The organism is Tianxiuia mixotrophica (assembly GCF_050596425.1).
Taxonomy (GTDB): Bacteria; Bacillota; Clostridia; order Peptostreptococcales; family Acidaminobacteraceae.
On record NZ_CP192292.1, the window covers coordinates 787,944 to 806,402 of the forward strand.

Here is an 18,459-nt window from a genome sequence, read left to right on the forward strand (position 1 = left end):
CAGATGTTTAGAATTAAAATTGAGGTGATATGTATTTATGGATATTAAAAGTGTTTTTGCGAATAATGTAAAAAAATATAGAACTAAAAAGGGATTATCGCAAGAAGCTTTTGCGGAGAAAGCCGGGTTACATAGAACCTATATTAGTGCAATTGAGCGTGAAAAAAGAAGTATAGCATTAGAAAATATTCAAAAAATAGCAGATGCTTTAGAGATAGAGACATATTTATTATTTATCTATATTGAACCGGAAAAAAAGAAAGGAGGTAGATTGGGAAATGAGAAACTATGAATTGCCAATAGAAACGGTTATTGCTAGACTTGGTTATAAAGATTCAGAAAATATTATTTATTATAGTGAATTTAATGGATCTAAATATACTAATCATATAACCAAAATAGTTACTGAGATTAAGCCATATGCAATTTATTTTGTAGATGAAAAACCATTTATTATTTTTTTTGATAGCCTTTTTGATGATGCTTCTTTTAAAATAATTAGTAAAAAGGTCTGGAACGCTCAAGTTCCTGTTGCGGTATTTTGTGATGACCAAACAGTCAAAATTTACAATGGAATGTCCTTAAATTTGTCATCTTATGTGATAGAGAAAGCTACAGAGTTTTCGGTAGATAGTTGCTCTATTGCTTCAGATTTTTCATATGTAGAAATAACTAATCCTATGTTTTGGGGAAAGTTTTCGAAAAGATTCTCTACCCCTAATTTGAACAAGTTTTTACTATCAAATATTACTTATTTAACTGAGCAATTAAAAAATACTTATCATATAAATTTTGCTACAAAATTGGTTTTAAGACTTATTTTTATAAGATTCTTGATTGACCGTGGAGTCGATTTAGCGTATGGAAATTTTTCTGGTAATATTGAGCAGGCAAAGAATGAACTTTTGAAATATTTGAGAAATAAAGATTCTATATATACACTGTTTGCATACCTCAAATCAAAATTTAATGGCAATCTTTTTGACTTGGGTGGTGAAATTGAATGTCCTGAATTAACACAGGATGTATTTAATTTGCTTGCTGACTTCTTATCTGGAACAATTTCAATGGAGGATGGTCAACTATCATTATTTGCAATGTATGATTTTAATATTATTCCAGTAGAGTTAATAAGTAATATTTATGAAATTTTGCTTGGACGAGAAGCTAGAGATAAAGACAATTCCTTCTATACTCCTAATTACCTTGTTGAGTACATTTTAGATAAAACGACATTAGGATTCTTAAAAGAACACTCAGAATATACTATATTAGACCCAGCATGTGGTTCGGGTGTTTTTTTGGTTGATAGCTATCGCCGTATGGTAGAAGAAAATTTAAGTGGAAAATTGTATTGCGACGATGATGATTTACTTAAATCGATTTTAACTAATAATATTTATGGTATAGATATTAACGAAGAAGCGATTGATGTGACAATATTTTCTCTTTATTTAACTGTTTTGGATTATAAAGATCCAAAATCTTTATCAACTTTCACGTTGCCAAATTTAAAAGGAACTAATCTATTTGTTTGCGATTTCTTTGATGATGAAGAACTTAAAGGACTAAAAGATTGCAAGTTTGATTTTATTATTGGTAATCCACCATGGGGTAATGTAAAAACAGGTCTTCATTTAGAGTATTGTGAAAAAAATGGATACAAAGACAAACAACAGAATAATGAAATTTGTAGAAGCTTTGTTTTTAGAGCAAAAGATTTTAGCCATGCTCGCACGATGTGCTGTTTTATTTTACATTCCAAATTACTATACAATCAAAAACAGCCATCTAAAAGATTTAGAAGCTTCTTATTAGAGAAGACAAAAATTCATAGTATAATTGAGATGTCATCTGTTAGAAAATTGGTCTTTGAAAACGCGGATGCTCCTGCTGTGATAATTTCTTTTAGCTATGAAGACGGAAACAACTTGGACAATATTTTCAATTATACATCTATTAAACCCAATATTTTCTTCAAATTATTTAATATTATTGTTATTGAGAAAAATGATATAAAATATATACAACAGGATATGTTATTAAAATTTGATTGGGTTTGGAAAACTATTGTATATGGATTTTCAAATGATATAAACTTAATAATGAAATTGAAAAATCACTTCTGCACTATCTCAGAAGCAATCAAAAAGCAGGAACTTCCTATTATTATAGGAGCAGGAGTAGAATATCAAGATGGTGACAAGAAGGATGCTTCTCATTTAGTTAATAAAAAATTACTTGATTCACAAAAAGGAGTAGATCATTTTTTTGTAAACACAAGTAATACTACTCTATTTTTAAAAAGCAAAGTGCATCGTCCTCGAGAAAGAGCATTATTTGTTCCACCATATGTGTTAACACCTACTGGAGTGAACTGTAATAATTACAAATTGAGGGCTGCTTTTAGTGATGACGAATTTGTTTGTAAAAAGACCATGTATATTATTAAGGGATCCGAGGAACAAAGACCATTTTTAATGAATTTAGCTGGCTTACTAAATTCATCATTATATTCCTACTTAAATCTTATGTTAGGAACTTCAATAGGAATTGAACGAGAGCAACGCTTTATGGGAGAAGTATTAGAGTATCCTTATATTTATTCTGAGGATATTGTAAATAAAACTGAGAATATTCATAGAGAAAAAAAGAAAGATGACTTTTTTGATTTTTTAGATTTAGATTTAAAAATAGAGGAACTTGATAATTTGGTTTTACAGGAATTTAGACTAAAAAACAATAAGTTTATTGATTATGCAATTAATATTCAGATACCAGAACTAACTAATACAGATATTGAGAGCATCTATAAAAAAGTATCTAATGAGGAGTTGATTGCATACAGTGAGAGCTTCACTAAACAATTTGCTGCTATTTATCAGCGCGTAGAAAAGCATATTGGCATTAAATTCTATCAAAACGTACTTAATAAATTTTCTATATTTGAACTTTCGGTATTAAATGGCATATCAGATAATACTATTGATTTTATTGAAGATACGGATAGCGATAAAACATTATTATCAAGATTTTCTGTATATTCTCATAATGACAAGTTTCATCAAATAAGAGATGTTATTCATTTTAGTGATAATTCATTTTTTATCATTAAACCTAATCTATATAAGTACTGGCATCCTGCAATTGCAGAACTCGACCTTGCTGATGTTATGGAACAAATAATGAATGATGCGGGAGGTGACAATTGATGGGGGGGTTTAAGCAGCAATCTATAAATGAAGATTTTCAAAAAGGTTTTTATGATCATATTGTTGAAACAATAGAAAAATGTTGTAACCTAATGAAGCAAAATTGTATTTCATCAGGACGTAAAGTTAAAAATCACGAGGTAAATATACAGAACCATTTGTTTTACTATTATCTAGACAAAAATTCTGTGCTAGAAGAATTGGAATGTGATATGTTTCCAATTTCATTTCAAATTGAAACACCGGAAACGTATGATGAAGACACAGATACATTTATAGGAAGATGTGACATTAGAGTAACATCAAATAATTATTGGGTAAATAAAAATAAAGAAGACTATTATATTATAGAGTGTAAACGAATTGATGGAAGTTCACGTCTTAACAATAAATACATCGATGAAGGAGTTTTTAGATTTGTAGATGAACCACCCAAATATCCGACTTGCCATAATAAAAATATTATGTTTGGCTTTGTTGTGAAAGATATTGATATTCAAAACAACTCAAAAAAATTGTCAGTTCTTAATAAGAAAAAATTCAAATTTAAGGCACAAGGAGACTTGAGTGTAATAAAGGCCGATTCATCAGTGGGATTGTATGAGTATATAAGTGACTATGCTTTATCGGACAAACCATTACAATTGTTACATATCTTTTTTGACTTCTCGCCTTTAATAAGAATATCATAAATATTTCAAGGATTAAAACGATTATATCTTGGTGACTACGCCGATGCTTTAGTGCACGTTGATCGGTAAAATAGAGCATCTCTTCCGGAGTCAGTGCAGTTATTGTATGGGGCACTGACCAAGTCCCCGTCCTGGGCGGGGCCAGGTCATCAGTTAAACTGCTAACCTTAAAATAGGATAACGATACTGAACGTAGTCAAGGATCAAGATAAACTCGCTACGCTCGCCCTTGACTACTATTGAAAGTTACTGGTTAAAACTTAAATATGTATTGACATAATGTTCATTTTTTGCCAAACACACTTATATTAATCGTATTATTTTTTAAGGGGTATTCACCAATGTTCCGACTACTAAAAGGAGTGAGATATCCTTCCAGTTCATTCTCTAGTCCCTAAGAAATCGCTTTTTAAATCAATCGGAATATTTAATTGATACCCATTTGAATTCATGATCATAAGCTTTACAGCTAAGAGATGAATGTCAGTCTTGAGAAAACAAGCAGTTTCATAAAAGTTATAACCTTGGCTAAAATATTCTAATACATCCTTCGTTGAAAATAATAATTCAGCAGCAAATAGATTGGCTTCATATTCTGGTTTGCTTTTCATATCATATATGGCAAATTCCTGTAGAGTATGGTTTTCGGCTATATGTCTGTGGAGTTGATCATGTCCTAACTCATGGGCACAAACAATCCTTTGAAGGGGTTCACAAATCTGATCATTAATAATAATGAATCGATTGTGGCCATCTCTTTTGTAGAATCCTTTTAGCTTGCCAAGGTCCATAAACAAAACATCAATATTCATGTAGGCCGCTATTTCAAAAGGATTCCGTGTCTTATATTTCTTTATGAGTCTAGTTGAGCGGTTAATAATGTAATCGTTCAAATCATTCCTCCCCCTTAGAGAGATTTTGAGAAATTACTCTTCCTTATCTCGATATTTTTTCGGAGTATATTTTTTGTGTTTTTCTTTTGAGCGCCAGTAAATCTCGGTGATTGCCTTAAAAACTTTATCTTGATCTTCTTCACTTAATTCACCTCCAGCAAAGAGCAGGGCTGTTTCATTGATAAATGATTCAGCCTTTTTTTTACCCCTATAGCCATATTTCTCTGTGGCATCAAGCAAAAAAGATTCACTTGCTGATAATAAATAATCTGTTGAAACATCAAAAATTTTACATAGCTTTATTATTATTTCTTTCTTTGGTTGCCTTTCATCATTTTCATAATAAGCTACAGCACGAACCGTAACGCCTAATGCAGTGGCAAGATCAGGCTGGGTCATGTTACGTTCGTTTCGGAGAAGTTTAATCTTACTTCCTAATGTCATAAGTACACACCTCTTCTAATATTTTCAGTTATCATTTAACAAGTATTGACATGAACATTTAGTTCATGTATAATGAACAAACAGAACGAGTGTTCGCATGTAAATATTAACACATAAATACTATAAAAGTCAAGAAAATCAATGAGAAGAGGTGAGGCATATATGGGAAAGGCGACGAACGGCCTTGAAAGATTAATGAACTCTTTTAAGGCTTATGATGAATTTGATGAGAAAGTATATCATGATGCTCATTTATTACTCGATATATATTCAGATGTTTTGTGGGGCATAAAAAATAGCTATACCAATATTGTTTGCGAATGCAAAGAAATATATGGTGATGCTTCTGTTGCGGTACTGGATGTTATAACAGAATTTGGTTCAGATTTGAAAGCAAAGCTTTTGCATGAGCAATTAGAAGATGCAGAGGCAAGTAAAGTGATTATTGACATAATTAATGCTGCAATGCTCAAACTAAAAACTTATCCGAATAAAGGTGAACGGTATCATGAGATTCTAAAGACTACATATTTCTCTGAGAAAAAATATTCAGAAAATGAATTGCTGGACATGCTGAAATTGTCACGATCAACATATTTCAGACAAAGGAAAAAAGCTATTTCGCTATTTGGCGTTATTTTATGGGGATATGTATTGCCGGAGTTTATAAGTAATATGAGACATAATTGAGACGGAATTGATACTAAATAGAGACTGCTTTGGTACTGACGTGGTATTGTCAATAGGGTATAATGGGTATGCTGGAAGTAATAGGCATATATTGACCTCTGCATTTGCAGGGGTTTTTTAGTACCTTTTTTCAGCTAAAAAATAAATATAGGCAAATTTTAGGCTAGAAGTCAAAACGACTTCTGGCTTTTTTTATGCCCTTTTTTAGGAGGGAAAAATGGTGAATATCTATTATGTCTTAATTCGTGGGCCGTAACTTTTTATTTTGTAAAGAACAATTCATTAATTACAAAATAGGAGGTATGTAACATGAATCAATCAGATGATCAGAACAAAGAACCAAGGAGATACTTTATTCCGGTAGATGGCAAATACTATGAAACGACGAAGGAAATCTATGAAGTTTACTATCGTATGGATAGAAGAGAGCGGTACTTAGAAGAGCGTGACTTAAAAAAAGGCGTCGTTAATTTCAGTGATATGGGATACAGTTACTGCTCAGCAGAAGAAATCTTATCGGATAAGGATACGGATATTGAAACAGAAATCATGAATAAGATGCTTATGGAAACAGTTCTTGAAGCGATTTCAATTCTAGATGAAGAAGAGAAATGGCTCATCCAAGAGCTGTTTTTTTGTGGGAAAAGTCAGAGGCAACTTTCAAAAGAAACAGATATTCCACTGATGACAATTAATAATCGTAAGAAAAAAGTGTTGGATAAATTAAGAAAACAATTAAAAATCTAAAAAAAGTTTGGTACACCCCCCTTCATTTTTCGGCTTAAGAGTGAAGGGGATTTTTTTACCCCTCTGAACCTTGAAAAATAGTAAATCTAATTTTACTCATATTCAATATTTTAGGTACGTTACCTTGTGACCGTAAGGAAAGCGACATAAGAGGATGCGCCATGACTGAGATATCAGAGCGACAACATCCGGCTTTAAATTATCTAGTGGTTAAGATAATTCGCCATGATCCACAAGGGGAAATTTGAACGATACTTCTGCCAAGTCCTAAGTATCCTATGGATGGCAGCCTGACAGATGATCAGGAGAATACAGCCTTTGCCTGGAAGCCAATGGCATGGGTTGCTTCTATGAGGTCAATGACTATTGACCGCCTAAAGTATTTATTAACTATATTTTAAAGAATCGCTTAACAGTACAAACGTACAACGAAGTTGTTTTGACTTGGTTCTAGGTTTGTGCTGTTAAGTGAAACAAACTTAACTAAAGGAGAAAAGATGGATAATATACAACCAAATTTAAATACAAAAGAAACTCTAAATAAAGTAATCGGTGAAAAGTGGATAACGGAAAATTCAAAAGGAGTATTCATTGTAAAAGACTGCATCTTAGTGCAGAGTTTTACCGGAAAGAATTACACCTATCGTGTTGTCAATTATGTTACAGGTGATCAAAAGTATTTATTTTACAGACGACATGAATTGACAGAGCAAGATTACGGGGGCGTTATTGATAAAATTAAAGTCTTATCTTTTTATGATATGAAACGAGCGGCAGATGGCTCTGAGATGATTGATGTTATCTTCAAGGATATCTTTCCCAAGTATGGATTTGTTGTACGAGAAGAGCAGGTCGAGTTATCAAAGCATATATATGAAAACATGAAAGAACGGAAGATATCCTTGAGTGATATTGCTGTTGGTCTTGGTAAAACTCATGCTTATCTAATTGCAGCTATCGTGCATAATATTTTTTCGAAAAAAGGTAGTTTCTATAAGCAAATTCCAATTGTGATAACCACATCAAGCATTGAACTACAAAGCTCAATCATAAAGGAGTACATACCAGAGATTTCTAAAATGCTGATGGAAAATGGCATTATCTCATCACCAATCACCTGTGTACTTAGAAAAGGTAAAGAAAACTATGTTTGCGAAAATCGGTTAAAGGATTATTTTCAATCATTAGATCCCAAGCGTAAACGCTCTAGTGAATATAAAGGTCTACAAAAATTAATTCAAAATAGAAATATTGATCTTGCTGATGCTGAAGATATCAGCGGTTATGATAAACGAAAAATCAATGTGAAAAGTAGCCAGTGTATGAAGTGTAGTAAGTTTAAGACATGTGCTTTTCAGCAGTTTATGAAACAGGCGAGGAAAAGCACCTATAATTTTCAAATATGCAACCATAACTATTATTTGGCAGATATATTAAAAAGAAAAGATGGACGGAGATCATTATTGCCGGAGTATCAAACGGTCATTATTGATGAAGCACATAAGTTGATGGATGCTGCAAATCAGATGTACGGATCAATCATCAATGAACATGAGGTTTATCACTTGATGAAGAAGATATCACCCACACATTCGCAGAAGAAGAGTCATAAAGCATTAAAAAATTTAACGAATGAGGTGATGGCTCTCAATCAAATGTTCTTTGATGTGTTGACGGAACAAATCCCTGCAAAGGCATTTTCTGATGATACAGAAAAATTCCCAACAACAATCACTTCAAGAGCTATGAGGCTTTTGAAGAAAATGGTATTAACCATTCATGAAATCAGTAAGAAAATGAATTATACGGCAAGGCAATCTCTTATTGATCTTAGAACAGTGATGGATGGGTTGAGGGTATTTCTATTAGAAACAAATATCTATTGGATGGAAAATCCTAAAGCCAAAGGTCAACGAATGCTGGCATCTATTCCAAAAGTCATTAGCAAAGAGTTAGGAGAAGACCTTTGGAAGGCAAAGCGGTCCATGATTCTAACATCAGGAACTTTAGCAGTGGATGGAGATTTCAGTTATATCAAGCATCAACTTGGCATAAATCCAATTAGCCATTGGAAAATAAATGAACTTACCAAAACATCGCCGTTCCATTTTAAAGAAAATTGCATGATTTATATTTCAAAGAAGATCCCTTATCCCAATGCTGATGATGCAGCATACATTCACGAGGTCAGACAAGAGATATCAAGGTTAATTGATGCTTCCAATGGTCATGCCTTGGTCTTATTCACATCATATAAACCATTGCGTTTGATATTTCAGCACATCAAGGAAGTGCATCCAAATCGACAGCTGATAGCAATGAAGCGTGGGAGAAATACAGCAATCGATGAATTCAAGAAAAGTCAAAATTCTGTTCTATTTGCAACCGGAAGCATGTGGGAAGGCGTTAACATACCAGGAGATATTTTATCCCATCTAATTATAGTGAAGTTACCGTTTCCAACACCAGATCCAATCAGTGATTATGAGAAATCATTATATACGGATATGAATGAATACCTTAAATCAGTTTTAATACCTAAAATGCTAATAAAATTACGACAAGGAGTCGGAAGACTGATAAGAAGTGAAACCGATACAGGGGTTATTTCCTTATTAGATGTCAGAGCTAGCGACAATGGTCGATATCATCAAGATGTCTTACATGCGCTACCTGAATGCAGAAGAGCAGAGAGTATTGAAGAGATTCGAACCTTTTTAAGAGAGAAAAAAGAAAACTCATATTTTGAATAGAATAAACTGGAGGAAAGAACAATGGACGATAGATTAAAATTTAGTGAACAAGTGACAATGTTGAATCACTTAAGAAATAAAAAGTTAATTTCACCAATTGAGTATGATAAGATCAAATTATTTATTAAGAAGAAATATAAAATCGGTATTTATGCAATGGAGTAAAACTATATTTACAAAAATACTTAGATGATTGCCGAAATAAGTAAATATGTAAAAGGATTTGCCTTCTCAAAGTAAGTTTAATTCTGAGAAGGCTTTTTTGTTATGTCGAAAAAATAAGCGAAACATGGTCTTAATTTATGATTAATGGTAAACTCGCATCAAACATAGATGAAATTAATGTAAGGAGGACTTTCAATGGGAAAGGTTAAAGTTATTGAGGCAAGTAAACAATCAAGAAGACAACGAAACAGCTTTATAGAAAATCAATTAAGAGTTGCAGCATATTGTAGAGTTAGTACAGATTCAGATGAACAGAAATTGAGCTATCAATCTCAAGTGCTTCATTATAAACAATTAGTTGAAACAAAACCGGAATGGGAACTCGTAGACATCTATGCCGATGAAGCAATATCTGGCACACAGATTAATAAACGTGTTGATTTCCAAAGGATGATTAATGATGCTCTTGAAGGTAAAATTGACATGATTATTACAAAGTCAATATCCAGATTTGCAAGGAATACTTTGGATACCTTAAAATATGTACGCTTATTAAAGGAAAAGAATGTAGCCATCATGTTTGAAAAAGAAAACATTAATACATTGACCATGAATGGTGAAATGCTCTTGGTTATTCTAAGTTCTCTGGCTCAGCAAGAGAGTGAATCCATTTCAGCCAATGTTACCATGGGGCTTAAAATGAAAATGAAACGTGGTGAAATGGTTGGTTACAATGGCTGCTTAGGTTATGATTATGATTCAGAAACCAAGACGATTTCTATTAATGAAGAAGAAGCCGATATTGTACGATATATTTTTAGACGATATGTTGAAGGATCAGGATGCTTTGTCATAGCAAAAGAACTTTCTAATCTTGGTTATAAGACCAGACGAGGAAGTACCAAATGGCATGAAAGTACTGTTCGAGGCATTATTAAAAATGAAAAATATAAAGGAGACCTTCTTCAAGGAAAGACATTTACAGTTGATCCAATCACACATAGGCGTTTAGATAACATGGGTGAGAAAGAACAGTTTTATGTAGAAAACAATCACGATGCTATTATATCGGATGAAATGTTTGAAAGAGCACAAGAAATTTTAAGAATGCGTAGCAAGAAGCACAGCAAAAAGAATAATTCGAGAAAGTACAGTCGAAAACATGCCTTTAGCAGTTTGTGCACCTGCGGCTTTTGTGGTGGCACCTACATAAGAAGAATTTGGCATCATGGAACTGATCATGAAAAGCCGGCTTGGCAATGTGGCAAAGCAATAAAACAAGGTAGAAAAACCTGTGGCCATTCAAAAGGCATTCATGAGAGCTTTTTAGAAGATGCTTTTGTAAATGCATATAATAAGATACAAGAATTGAATACTACTGACATTGAAGAATTCTTTAGTAATATTGAAGACGCTTTAGATATAAGTCATCTTAGTGATGAAGTGAATGAGTTGTCATCTAAAATCAAGAAGTTGGAAACAAAATCACAGACGCTCTTGGATATGCGATTAGATGAAAAAATTACAGAAGCAGACTATGAAAAGAAATACAATGATATTGAAGAAGAACTTAAAGCCTTTAGAGATGAACGAAACGAAAAATACGAAGCACTTCAGGGTGAGGAATCAATCACAACAAGAATCAACGAATTCAGAAAAGTGTTGGCTGAAAATCTAGAAATTAAAGAATTTGACCGTGATATCATGGATAGCTTAATTGACAAGATCGTTATTGGAGCAACAGATGAAGATGGGAATCCAAATCCTTACGTGGTTACTTTTGTATTCAAAGCAGGGATGAAATTCAATGAAGAATTCTACGAGAAAATTGCCAATCCATCTGGTATAATTGAAGCAGGCAAAATGTCTACTTACGCAACAAACGAGAAACAACTAGCGTGTACCTATGCCCCTAACAAGGCACGTGGAGACGGTGATAGAGATACAAAGAGAAGAATCCTTGAAATAGTTGAATTTTCAATGCATACAGACATTGAGACGTTTCGTGAAAATACCGATGGAACACGGTCCAGAGAACGTGTAAAAGAGATCCCAATAAGGTTGGCTATGTGGGATTAGCAAAAAAGGATACAAGAAAGAGCTTTCTACAAAATATTGTAGAGGGCTCTTTTTTGGTGCTTAAAACTAAGTTTATGCGTATGTCGGGAGGTTGGATTGGAAATGAGCTGCAAAACAGTTGAGTATAAAGATGAGGTATATCCAAGCAAGACAGCTTTCGTAGAAGCTTATGGAATCACAAGAAATCAACTAAGGCATAGAACCGAAAAAGGGCTTAGCATGGATGAGGTGCTGAATCCTGGTAAAAGACCAAATGGTATTGCGGAACGGAACAGCAAAGCTATAACGTGTTTTGGCGTTCCGTACTCATCGATTAAGGATCTGGCAGAGCATTACGGATTGAAGAGATCAACGCTTAGCAAAAGATTAAATCGTGGAGGCATGACACCTGAAAGGGCTGTGCTGATGTAGTAGTAAAGCATTACATATGTAATGCATATGGATTACAAAGGGTGATTCGAATGAAAATAAATGAACTGCTCTATTTGTACACTACGATAGACCTTACCGCTACACAATATAAAGTTTTGCTGCTCTTGCGTTCAGGTGAGAGAACCCAAAGTGAAATAGCCAAAGAGTTGTTTTCGAAGAGGCAAAACGTGAATAAGGCTTGCAAAATTCTTGAAGGCATTGGATTGATCGTTAGATCAAAAACAATAGGGCGTAACGTTTATTTTAAAGTGGTTGATAATCCGGATGTACAAATGAAGGGGCAAACAAGTCTGATATAGACGGACCGAATAAGATATATGCGAAAGTCGAGGTAGATACTATGAAAATGGTAGATTTTATTTTGATAAAAAAGGGAATGGAATTGAACAATGACAATAGGATGGATATTTCTCTTGATGGTTGTCCAAGCGATCACGGATTCACTAATGATTGGAGTCTTTGTCATGAAGATGGGCATGGGTGTGAGTCTTGTTGGGATAGAATCGCATTAGAGACAGAACAACTATGGACAAAATCAGGATCATATTGTGTGGTCAAAGCTATTGATCCAATTACTGGCGTGAAATTGTTTGAGCCAAAGCATGGAAGTCGATGGATCGACTTATCTGTGTTAATTGCTAATTATACTTTAATTACATCAAACAATGTTAAAACAGGTGATTATGTGAAGTGTATTAAAAACAACCGTGTTGAATATCCTGATACTCCTGCTGAATTTGATGTTGAAATAGGAGAAGTTTACAAAGTAGAAGGAAGAACAGATAACGGAAATCTATTACTAGAAGGTGTTAGTGGATTTGCCTCTCCAAGTTGGTATGTTCCGTGTTTACAAAGATAATGATTCTTTAGCGTGAACGGGCATGCTCGTTCACGCCCCATAAGATATTTGCGGAGGTGGAGTATGTTAGCTAATTGGAGAGATAGAACGAAAGAAGTCGAAAGCACTAAGCATCTTCTGATAAACACGATCGAATTAATGTTCAATGTTGAAAACAAGTCTGATTTATATGCATTGCACCACACGGCTATTAAGGACATGGAAATGATTTATCAATACAACTTATCACGTACAGTTGGTTACGATGATGGCATATGTCCTGAATGCGGTGAAGCGATGCAACTAATGAATCATGATGAAGAAAGTAATCCTATTTACTGGTGCTCTGAATGTGAAGAGGCGCCATACTAAAGATGATATTAGCGTGAAAGGAGCATTAAGATGGCTATTAAAGGTGTTTGCGGATTAAGCGTTGACCAAGAAGAACACATGATGCGTGTTAATGAAGACCATAAGGCCTGCGTAGGTTATAAATATAAAGATGGGCTGACCGTAACTGAAACTTGGCTTGACGAAAATGAAACGGTTTGCGTTAGGGTCAAAAATGGTGATTGGTATCACTATTACTTGGATGGCACTTGGGGATAAGATGATTTATGAGATTAAGTAAAAAGGCTTGGTACCAAGTTTAAGATACCAAGCAGTTCTAATGTAGTGTAACTTTAGGATAACATTTTTATAAAAACTGCAAATGATGTGATAGATGCACATAGAAACAAGACTGCATTAAAAAGCTTTTTCTCTGATGGTAGGATACACTGAAAAAATTCAATTGCACATACCAATGATGCAATCAATGCAATTATAGTATAGCTGCCAGTTCTTAAAGCATAAATCGAACTCAGTAGTGCTACGATAGAAATGATCAGTTTGACTCTGTTCATTAATATCCTCCTTATTCATTAAATTCGTCTTTTTGAATAGATGATTTTTTCAGTATCAGAAGTTTTGAATCATCGTAATTAAATCAAATTTTGAAATCTTATTCAGTTCAATTTACATACACGACAATAGGATATAAAAAAATGATTTGATACACAATATAAATTGCATGTTAGATCATCGAACAATCATATTCAACTATTTTTGACATGAGCAGCGAATTGAAAATTGACTAAATTAAAATAATTTTGAACATTTATGAGTACAGTACAAAAGAAATTCAGAAAAGGAGACAAAAATGGAATACTTCGACACAACCCAAGAATACCACCTAGATGATTACCCACTGAACGCCATAGAAGATTATATTCAACCTAACAACTACAACAACATCTTCTTCGAAAAGTTTGCAAAATTGACTTATAAAGAGCTGATGGTACCGGTTATTGAAGAGATTAGATTTTACAAATTGAAATCTGAAGACAACGGTAATCCATACTTTAGAATTACATTCCATAGAAAAGATGTAGTGGTTTCACATATCAGCATTGAATCAGACTTCAAAGTTGAATATGACGATACAGGAGATCTGAGGATCGCTGCGATATAACCACTAGGGATATATGATCTCTATTACAGATTTATAGTCCATTACTACGACAGGAGGAAAAAATGAAAACAAGACTATTCATAGGCGACGACAAAGGCAGAAGAATGTACAAAGCCCACGGTGGAACAGATAAAGGAACAAGCATCATCTTGCCAAATGCCATATGTAGAGGATATCAAATAAAAGACGAAGACAACCCATTAAAAAGAAACAGGATTCAAAATCCCCCGAAAGTGAAACTCCTTGATGCCATGATTGTTATTGATGGCAATGAACAGACGAAGCAAAGGTATCATGTTGGAGAGTATGCCATTGCCAATAATAAAGGAGACCTGGTCAATATGAGCAGGGGTGTTCACAAGTATACACCTCTTCAGGCGCGATATACATCGGCTATTCAATTTATAACCCATGCATATTTAGCATACGAGCTTGGTCATAACGATGTCCTTATTCACGCAGAGTCATGTGTGCCCCTTGGGGAATCTGAAAGGGCAGAAAACGAAGTGGTGGCCACGCAAAACAAGGATTTTCTTAAGGACTATACTGAAGCAATAAAAGGCAAAAGCATTGAGGTTCGTTTTTTAGACCCAGCCTTTAATGGTGCAATTGTAAAACTTGAGTATCAAGATCAGTCATTTTCAACAGAGGGAAAGAATGCACTTTTAGCAGAAATTTATGATGCGGATACAATGGAAGCCAATGAAGCCATGGAAATGATCTTGTCACAAGGCGGCTTAATTGGTCTTAACTTAGGTTCGACCACCACTGATCCTGCAGCCATTAATAAAGACCATGATTATATATCGGCTGCATACTTCAGTATTGATGACGAAGGCACAACCAGTATAGTGGATAGGATGCTAGAAGTTTTAAAAGTGGATTATGACTATGAACCAGATCCTATTTACCTTGATTATCTAATAAGAAATGGTGGGTCCGTCTACTACAACGATGTAGAGATTAATATTAGAGATTTGGCCGTACCACTTATAGAGGAAGTGCTAATATCCATTCGTACAAAGTTTATTAACAAAGCCAGAAGACGAGGATTTAAGTATAATGAGCTTCCCGCAATGATCCTGACAGGTGGATTTGTTCAAATGATCAAAGAAACATACTCAGAACTTATGCCGTTTCTAAAAAGTCTTATTCCAAACTGCAAAATAATGATCAGCCAGCATCCCTTGTTCCGAGAAGCAGAGGGGTGTTTTATTTGGTCAAAATTAAGATATATCAACCAAGTAGAACAGGAAAAGGCAGCCTATTCAAGTTTTGCTGAAGGGACCAGCTAAATGGCAGGAGATTGGGAAGGCGGTGTATGTAAAAGGTATAAGACACCCGTTATAAAGACTTCAGAAGAAGAAGCGTTTTACAAGTGGCTCAATGAACATAAGAACAAAAACAGACTAATAACAAGAGCCTTAAAGACCCTCTGGAAAATTGATTCAGGAACATTTGAAACATGCCAGAATAAAACTTCAAATGTCACTACAGACAAGGACGTAATAAATGATCAAGGACCAAGTCAAAACCCTAAAAATCATGACCAATCAACCACTGAAGGAAATATAAAAAATGAAACAGTGACTAATAGACCAAATTCAAGTTTGACATTACCAAGTGGGTCAAGTCTAAAGAATTTGACCAAGCTGATTAAGTCATGAAAAAGAAAATAAGCAAAAGTAGCACCTTTTAATCCAAAAAGCAAAAAGGTGCTACTTTTTAATAAATATCGAAGAAGATATGCCATGTTTTTCAAAAAACAATGGAAAAAGTATTACTTATTAACCATAGATCATTGAAAAGTGCTACTAAATAACAAAAAAGGTGCCACCAAAATATGAATAAGTGCTACCAAAATATAAAAAAGTGCCACCTAAATATGAAGAATATGCTAACCAAGCAAGAAAAAACAACATAAAAACACAAATAAGTTTTAACAAAGGGCTTTCTACCAAGAAGGCTCTTTTTTAGTACTTATTTTTAAGAAAGATGGTGAAAATATGCCCTTGCCAATTAAAGGTGAAGCGCAAATGGCCTTGTCCATGATCCTCCATGGGTCATTAACAGACAAGCCAAAAGAGCGTGAAGACAGAGATTATAAAAATACAAATAGAAATGACTATGGTTATGTACAAATTACATTTGGAAAGTACAAAGGTGACAAAACCATAGCAAACGTAAAAAGCGCAAGGACGGTTGATACCTTCCTAAAGCTTGCAGAGCAGGACAATGCCATGTTTTTTAACCCGAACACCTTAAGAACAGCAAGTCCTGAAAAACGTTCAAATGATGCTGTTAGATGGATTAATACAGTTGCTATAGATATTGATGCTGTTGACATGTCTCTTGATGAGTTACTAAAGAATATCGAAGATGTTGGCCTAAACACACCAACCATGGTGAATAAGACCCCGAAAGGGTTTCATGTTTACTGGATATTACAAGAACGTGTTCCAGGCTATAAATCCGCCCGAGCGCTTTACTCATTGATCAGTGGACTTATGTGTGATGTTCTACCTGGGGCTGATCATGGATCAAAGGCAGTCTGTTCATTCAAAAGAATACCTAGAGATATTGCCTATTTTGATCCTGAAGCCACTTGTGAACTAAGAGAACTTCAGGAATGGTACAACCTCAATAAAAAGTCGACTGTAAAAACAAGAGCTTTTGATCGAGCGACTGGAACAGGTAAAAACATACTGGATACGACAGCTGCACAGATGCTACTAGAAGGCATTCATGAAGGTGGTCGCAATTTGGCAGCCTTCTGTCTTGCAAAGCTATATAGAAGGGCAGGCCTTACATATGAAGAGACTTTTGAGGAACTTCTAAAGTGGAATACCAAAAACAGTCCATCACTTAAAGTTAGTGAACTGCGTAGCCGTGTTAAGAGTGCCTTTAGAAACAGGGATATGATTCCGTCAAAGCTCATAAAAGAGCTTACAGGCGAAAGCATTGCTAAAGAGTTATTTTGGGTCAATCATGCACGCACAAGAGAAGAGCGGAAGAAAGATCCCAAGGGTCGTATACATATAAGCGAGTGGATACAGGATATAGAAAACCTTGTAGAAAAAGAAGGTGTATGGGAAGGCAAGCAGACTGAGCTTGCAGCGCTCCTAGAGGCACCAGAACGCTCCATAAAAGAAGCCCTAAGACAAATAAGAGAGAACCCCGACTCGAGAGTACTAGTTACCTCAACAATTGGTAGAGGGGCAAAAACAACACTCACAAAAAAAGACCATGTTGAAGTCAATGTAGAGGACGATGAGCATGTCGAAAACGAAGAGCAAGTCCAAGAAAAGCATGGCATGACAGGCGCTCTGGCTCCTGAAAAAAATGAAGAAATAAAAGGTGCACAGTCCCTTAACCCTTTCTATAAAGGCTGGTGGGTGGGCGAATCCGAACCGCCGGGAGGCGAATTTGGCTCCCAACCTTTCGCCGTGCGCTGTGGACCCTCTGGAGCTTGTGTTCAGGTGCATGGGTTTGGCAGCTGTGCACAAATCCAGAAGTCCACAGCGCACGCGCCCGAGGATGGCGGGCATGCCCTTGCTCGAAAGGAGGTGAGTCAAAAAGTGAAACAAGCAAAACCCCTAGGATATTTCAATACAAAGGCAAAGAACCTGGACATAGAAGCCCCCAAGAAGGGAAGTGGTTGCAGTGAATTAGTGAAGATTAAAGTTAGCAAAGAAGAGCTCAAGAAACATTATCCGGACAAAGACAAAAAGCAGAAAGGATGGATATAATGACAAAATTATCAGAGAAGGCCGAGTTAGTAATGAGCCGCCTAAATCAAATTGCACAGGGGTGCTTGAAAGCCACCAAAGGCGAAATCACTAAAGGCCAAATCACTTTGGATGAAAAGAAAGAAATAGCAAGGACAATCTGTATTCGAAGTGTTCGTAGGCAAGTTGTAAACAATGAGATCGATCATGACGAAGCTAAGTACATTGTGAAGTGCCTGGATGAGACGATTAAAGAAAGTATGGGGGCTTAGA

Annotated in this window: 21 protein-coding genes; 18 read left to right on the forward strand and 3 right to left on the reverse strand. The window is 34.9% G+C overall.

Going from position 1 to position 18,459, the window contains the following annotated elements; all coding sequences use genetic code 11:
- The first annotated feature begins 37 nt into the window (after nt 1–37).
- Genes ACQ4KW_RS03590 through ACQ4KW_RS03600 form a run of 3 tightly spaced genes read left to right on the forward strand, consistent with a single transcriptional unit; the run spans nt 38 to nt 3,904 of the window.
- Complete coding sequence (locus tag ACQ4KW_RS03590) at nt 38–292, forward strand: helix-turn-helix domain-containing protein (protein ID WP_430885167.1); 255 nt, start codon at nt 38–40, stop codon at nt 290–292.
- The gene (locus ACQ4KW_RS03595) at nt 279–3,212 is read left to right on the forward strand and encodes an HsdM family class I SAM-dependent methyltransferase (RefSeq protein ID WP_430885168.1); all 2,934 of its coding nucleotides are present in this window, start codon (nt 279–281) and stop codon (nt 3,210–3,212) included. The genes ACQ4KW_RS03590 and ACQ4KW_RS03595 overlap by 14 nt, the downstream gene beginning before the upstream one ends.
- Nucleotides 3,212–3,904, forward strand: a complete 693-nt coding sequence (locus ACQ4KW_RS03600) for a hypothetical protein (RefSeq protein ID WP_430885169.1) — start codon at nt 3,212–3,214, stop codon at nt 3,902–3,904. Before ACQ4KW_RS03595 ends, ACQ4KW_RS03600 begins: the two co-directional genes overlap by 1 nt.
- Before the next feature lie 380 nt (nt 3,905–4,284).
- Here ACQ4KW_RS03600 and ACQ4KW_RS03605 read toward each other — a convergent pair whose 3' ends face one another.
- Both ACQ4KW_RS03605 and ACQ4KW_RS03610 read right to left on the reverse strand, forming a co-directional pair.
- Complete coding sequence (locus ACQ4KW_RS03605; RefSeq protein WP_430885170.1) at nt 4,285–4,797, reverse strand: ImmA/IrrE family metallo-endopeptidase; 513 nt, start codon at nt 4,795–4,797, stop codon at nt 4,285–4,287.
- A 33-nt stretch (nt 4,798–4,830) separates the two neighbouring features.
- Nucleotides 4,831–5,241, reverse strand: a complete 411-nt coding sequence (locus ACQ4KW_RS03610; protein ID WP_430885171.1) for a helix-turn-helix domain-containing protein — start codon at nt 5,239–5,241, stop codon at nt 4,831–4,833.
- Nucleotides 5,242–5,403: 162 nt separating this feature from the next.
- Between ACQ4KW_RS03610 and ACQ4KW_RS03615 the strand changes: the two genes are divergently transcribed.
- The 10 genes from ACQ4KW_RS03615 (at nt 5,404) to ACQ4KW_RS03660 (ending at nt 13,554) form a co-directional block, all read left to right on the forward strand.
- Entirely contained in the window at nt 5,404–5,931 is a 528-nt protein-coding gene (locus ACQ4KW_RS03615; protein WP_430885172.1) for a hypothetical protein, read from the forward strand.
- Nucleotides 5,932–6,240: 309 nt separating this feature from the next.
- Nucleotides 6,241–6,678, forward strand: coding sequence for a sigma-70 family RNA polymerase sigma factor (locus ACQ4KW_RS03620; RefSeq protein ID WP_430885173.1), 438 nt, complete (start codon nt 6,241–6,243; stop codon nt 6,676–6,678).
- 497 nt (nt 6,679–7,175) lie between these two features.
- Nucleotides 7,176–9,431 carry an ATP-dependent DNA helicase gene (locus tag ACQ4KW_RS03625; RefSeq protein ID WP_430885174.1) on the forward strand — a complete coding sequence of 752 codons (2,256 nt, stop codon included), beginning with the start codon at nt 7,176–7,178 and terminating at the stop codon, nt 9,429–9,431.
- A gap of 21 nt (nt 9,432–9,452) precedes the next feature.
- Nucleotides 9,453–9,596 carry a hypothetical protein gene (locus tag ACQ4KW_RS03630; RefSeq protein WP_430885175.1) on the forward strand — a complete coding sequence of 48 codons (144 nt, stop codon included), beginning with the start codon at nt 9,453–9,455 and terminating at the stop codon, nt 9,594–9,596.
- Nucleotides 9,597–9,791: 195 nt separating this feature from the next.
- Complete coding sequence (locus ACQ4KW_RS03635) at nt 9,792–11,675, forward strand: recombinase family protein (protein WP_430885176.1); 1,884 nt, start codon at nt 9,792–9,794, stop codon at nt 11,673–11,675.
- 102 nt (nt 11,676–11,777) lie between these two features.
- Nucleotides 11,778–12,086, forward strand: a complete 309-nt coding sequence (locus tag ACQ4KW_RS03640; RefSeq protein ID WP_430885177.1) for a hypothetical protein — start codon at nt 11,778–11,780, stop codon at nt 12,084–12,086.
- Between the two features lie 50 nt (nt 12,087–12,136).
- Nucleotides 12,137–12,406: a MarR family transcriptional regulator gene (locus tag ACQ4KW_RS03645; RefSeq protein ID WP_430886536.1), complete on the forward strand. Its 270-nt coding sequence runs from the start codon at nt 12,137–12,139 to the stop codon at nt 12,404–12,406.
- A 41-nt stretch (nt 12,407–12,447) separates the two neighbouring features.
- Nucleotides 12,448–12,966 carry a hypothetical protein gene (locus tag ACQ4KW_RS03650; protein ID WP_430885178.1) on the forward strand — a complete coding sequence of 173 codons (519 nt, stop codon included), beginning with the start codon at nt 12,448–12,450 and terminating at the stop codon, nt 12,964–12,966.
- 63 nt (nt 12,967–13,029) lie between these two features.
- A complete protein-coding gene (locus tag ACQ4KW_RS03655; RefSeq protein ID WP_430885179.1) occupies nt 13,030–13,317 on the forward strand; it encodes a hypothetical protein in 288 nt (95 codons plus the stop codon).
- Nucleotides 13,318–13,347: 30 nt separating this feature from the next.
- On the forward strand, nt 13,348–13,554 hold the full coding sequence (locus ACQ4KW_RS03660; protein WP_430885180.1) for a hypothetical protein: 207 nt from the start codon (nt 13,348–13,350) through the stop codon (nt 13,552–13,554).
- A 74-nt stretch (nt 13,555–13,628) separates the two neighbouring features.
- On the opposite strand, the gene ACQ4KW_RS03665 is transcribed toward ACQ4KW_RS03660, so the two are convergent.
- Nucleotides 13,629–13,850 (reverse strand): hypothetical protein, encoded by a 222-nt coding sequence (locus ACQ4KW_RS03665; RefSeq protein WP_430885181.1) that lies wholly within the window; start codon nt 13,848–13,850, stop codon nt 13,629–13,631.
- A 296-nt stretch (nt 13,851–14,146) separates the two neighbouring features.
- Between ACQ4KW_RS03665 and ACQ4KW_RS03670 the strand changes: the two genes are divergently transcribed.
- The 5 genes from ACQ4KW_RS03670 to ACQ4KW_RS03690 all read left to right on the forward strand — a co-directional run bounded on the left by ACQ4KW_RS03670 (nt 14,147) and on the right by ACQ4KW_RS03690 (nt 18,458).
- Nucleotides 14,147–14,458, forward strand: a complete 312-nt coding sequence (locus ACQ4KW_RS03670) for a hypothetical protein (RefSeq protein ID WP_430885182.1) — start codon at nt 14,147–14,149, stop codon at nt 14,456–14,458.
- A 62-nt stretch (nt 14,459–14,520) separates the two neighbouring features.
- Nucleotides 14,521–15,753, forward strand: coding sequence for a hypothetical protein (locus ACQ4KW_RS03675; RefSeq protein WP_430885183.1), 1,233 nt, complete (start codon nt 14,521–14,523; stop codon nt 15,751–15,753).
- Nucleotides 15,754–16,125 (forward strand): hypothetical protein, encoded by a 372-nt coding sequence (locus tag ACQ4KW_RS03680; protein ID WP_430885184.1) that lies wholly within the window; start codon nt 15,754–15,756, stop codon nt 16,123–16,125.
- Nucleotides 16,126–16,470: 345 nt separating this feature from the next.
- On the forward strand, nt 16,471–18,207 hold the full coding sequence (locus ACQ4KW_RS03685; RefSeq protein ID WP_430885185.1) for a primase C-terminal domain-containing protein: 1,737 nt from the start codon (nt 16,471–16,473) through the stop codon (nt 18,205–18,207).
- Entirely contained in the window at nt 18,207–18,458 is a 252-nt protein-coding gene (locus ACQ4KW_RS03690; RefSeq protein ID WP_430885186.1) for a hypothetical protein, read from the forward strand. The genes ACQ4KW_RS03685 and ACQ4KW_RS03690 overlap by 1 nt, the downstream gene beginning before the upstream one ends.
- Nucleotide 18,459 lies beyond the last annotated feature (1 nt).

Excerpts from the sequence above, each read along its gene's own strand:
- ACQ4KW_RS03670 (WP_430885182.1), top strand. The coding sequence starts at position 14,147 with ATGGAATACTTCGACACAACCCAAGAATACCACCTAGATGATTACCCA.
- ACQ4KW_RS03610 (WP_430885171.1), bottom strand. The coding sequence starts at position 5,241 with ATGACATTAGGAAGTAAGATTAAACTTCTCCGAAACGAACGTAACATG.
- ACQ4KW_RS03665 (WP_430885181.1), bottom strand. The coding sequence starts at position 13,850 with ATGAACAGAGTCAAACTGATCATTTCTATCGTAGCACTACTGAGTTCG.
- ACQ4KW_RS03690 (WP_430885186.1), top strand. The coding sequence starts at position 18,207 with ATGACAAAATTATCAGAGAAGGCCGAGTTAGTAATGAGCCGCCTAAAT.
- ACQ4KW_RS03615 (WP_430885172.1), top strand. The coding sequence starts at position 5,404 with ATGGGAAAGGCGACGAACGGCCTTGAAAGATTAATGAACTCTTTTAAG.
- ACQ4KW_RS03630 (WP_430885175.1), top strand. The coding sequence starts at position 9,453 with ATGGACGATAGATTAAAATTTAGTGAACAAGTGACAATGTTGAATCAC.
- ACQ4KW_RS03655 (WP_430885179.1), top strand. The coding sequence starts at position 13,030 with ATGTTAGCTAATTGGAGAGATAGAACGAAAGAAGTCGAAAGCACTAAG.
- ACQ4KW_RS03650 (WP_430885178.1), top strand. The coding sequence starts at position 12,448 with ATGAAAATGGTAGATTTTATTTTGATAAAAAAGGGAATGGAATTGAAC.
- ACQ4KW_RS03635 (WP_430885176.1), top strand. The coding sequence starts at position 9,792 with ATGGGAAAGGTTAAAGTTATTGAGGCAAGTAAACAATCAAGAAGACAA.
- ACQ4KW_RS03645 (WP_430886536.1), top strand. The coding sequence starts at position 12,137 with ATGAAAATAAATGAACTGCTCTATTTGTACACTACGATAGACCTTACC.
- ACQ4KW_RS03680 (WP_430885184.1), top strand. The coding sequence starts at position 15,754 with ATGGCAGGAGATTGGGAAGGCGGTGTATGTAAAAGGTATAAGACACCC.
- ACQ4KW_RS03625 (WP_430885174.1), top strand. The coding sequence starts at position 7,176 with ATGGATAATATACAACCAAATTTAAATACAAAAGAAACTCTAAATAAA.
- ACQ4KW_RS03640 (WP_430885177.1), top strand. The coding sequence starts at position 11,778 with ATGAGCTGCAAAACAGTTGAGTATAAAGATGAGGTATATCCAAGCAAG.
- ACQ4KW_RS03590 (WP_430885167.1), top strand. The coding sequence starts at position 38 with ATGGATATTAAAAGTGTTTTTGCGAATAATGTAAAAAAATATAGAACT.
- ACQ4KW_RS03600 (WP_430885169.1), top strand. The coding sequence starts at position 3,212 with ATGGGGGGGTTTAAGCAGCAATCTATAAATGAAGATTTTCAAAAAGGT.
- ACQ4KW_RS03660 (WP_430885180.1), top strand. The coding sequence starts at position 13,348 with ATGGCTATTAAAGGTGTTTGCGGATTAAGCGTTGACCAAGAAGAACAC.
- ACQ4KW_RS03595 (WP_430885168.1), top strand. The coding sequence starts at position 279 with ATGAGAAACTATGAATTGCCAATAGAAACGGTTATTGCTAGACTTGGT.
- ACQ4KW_RS03620 (WP_430885173.1), top strand. The coding sequence starts at position 6,241 with ATGAATCAATCAGATGATCAGAACAAAGAACCAAGGAGATACTTTATT.
- ACQ4KW_RS03675 (WP_430885183.1), top strand. The coding sequence starts at position 14,521 with ATGAAAACAAGACTATTCATAGGCGACGACAAAGGCAGAAGAATGTAC.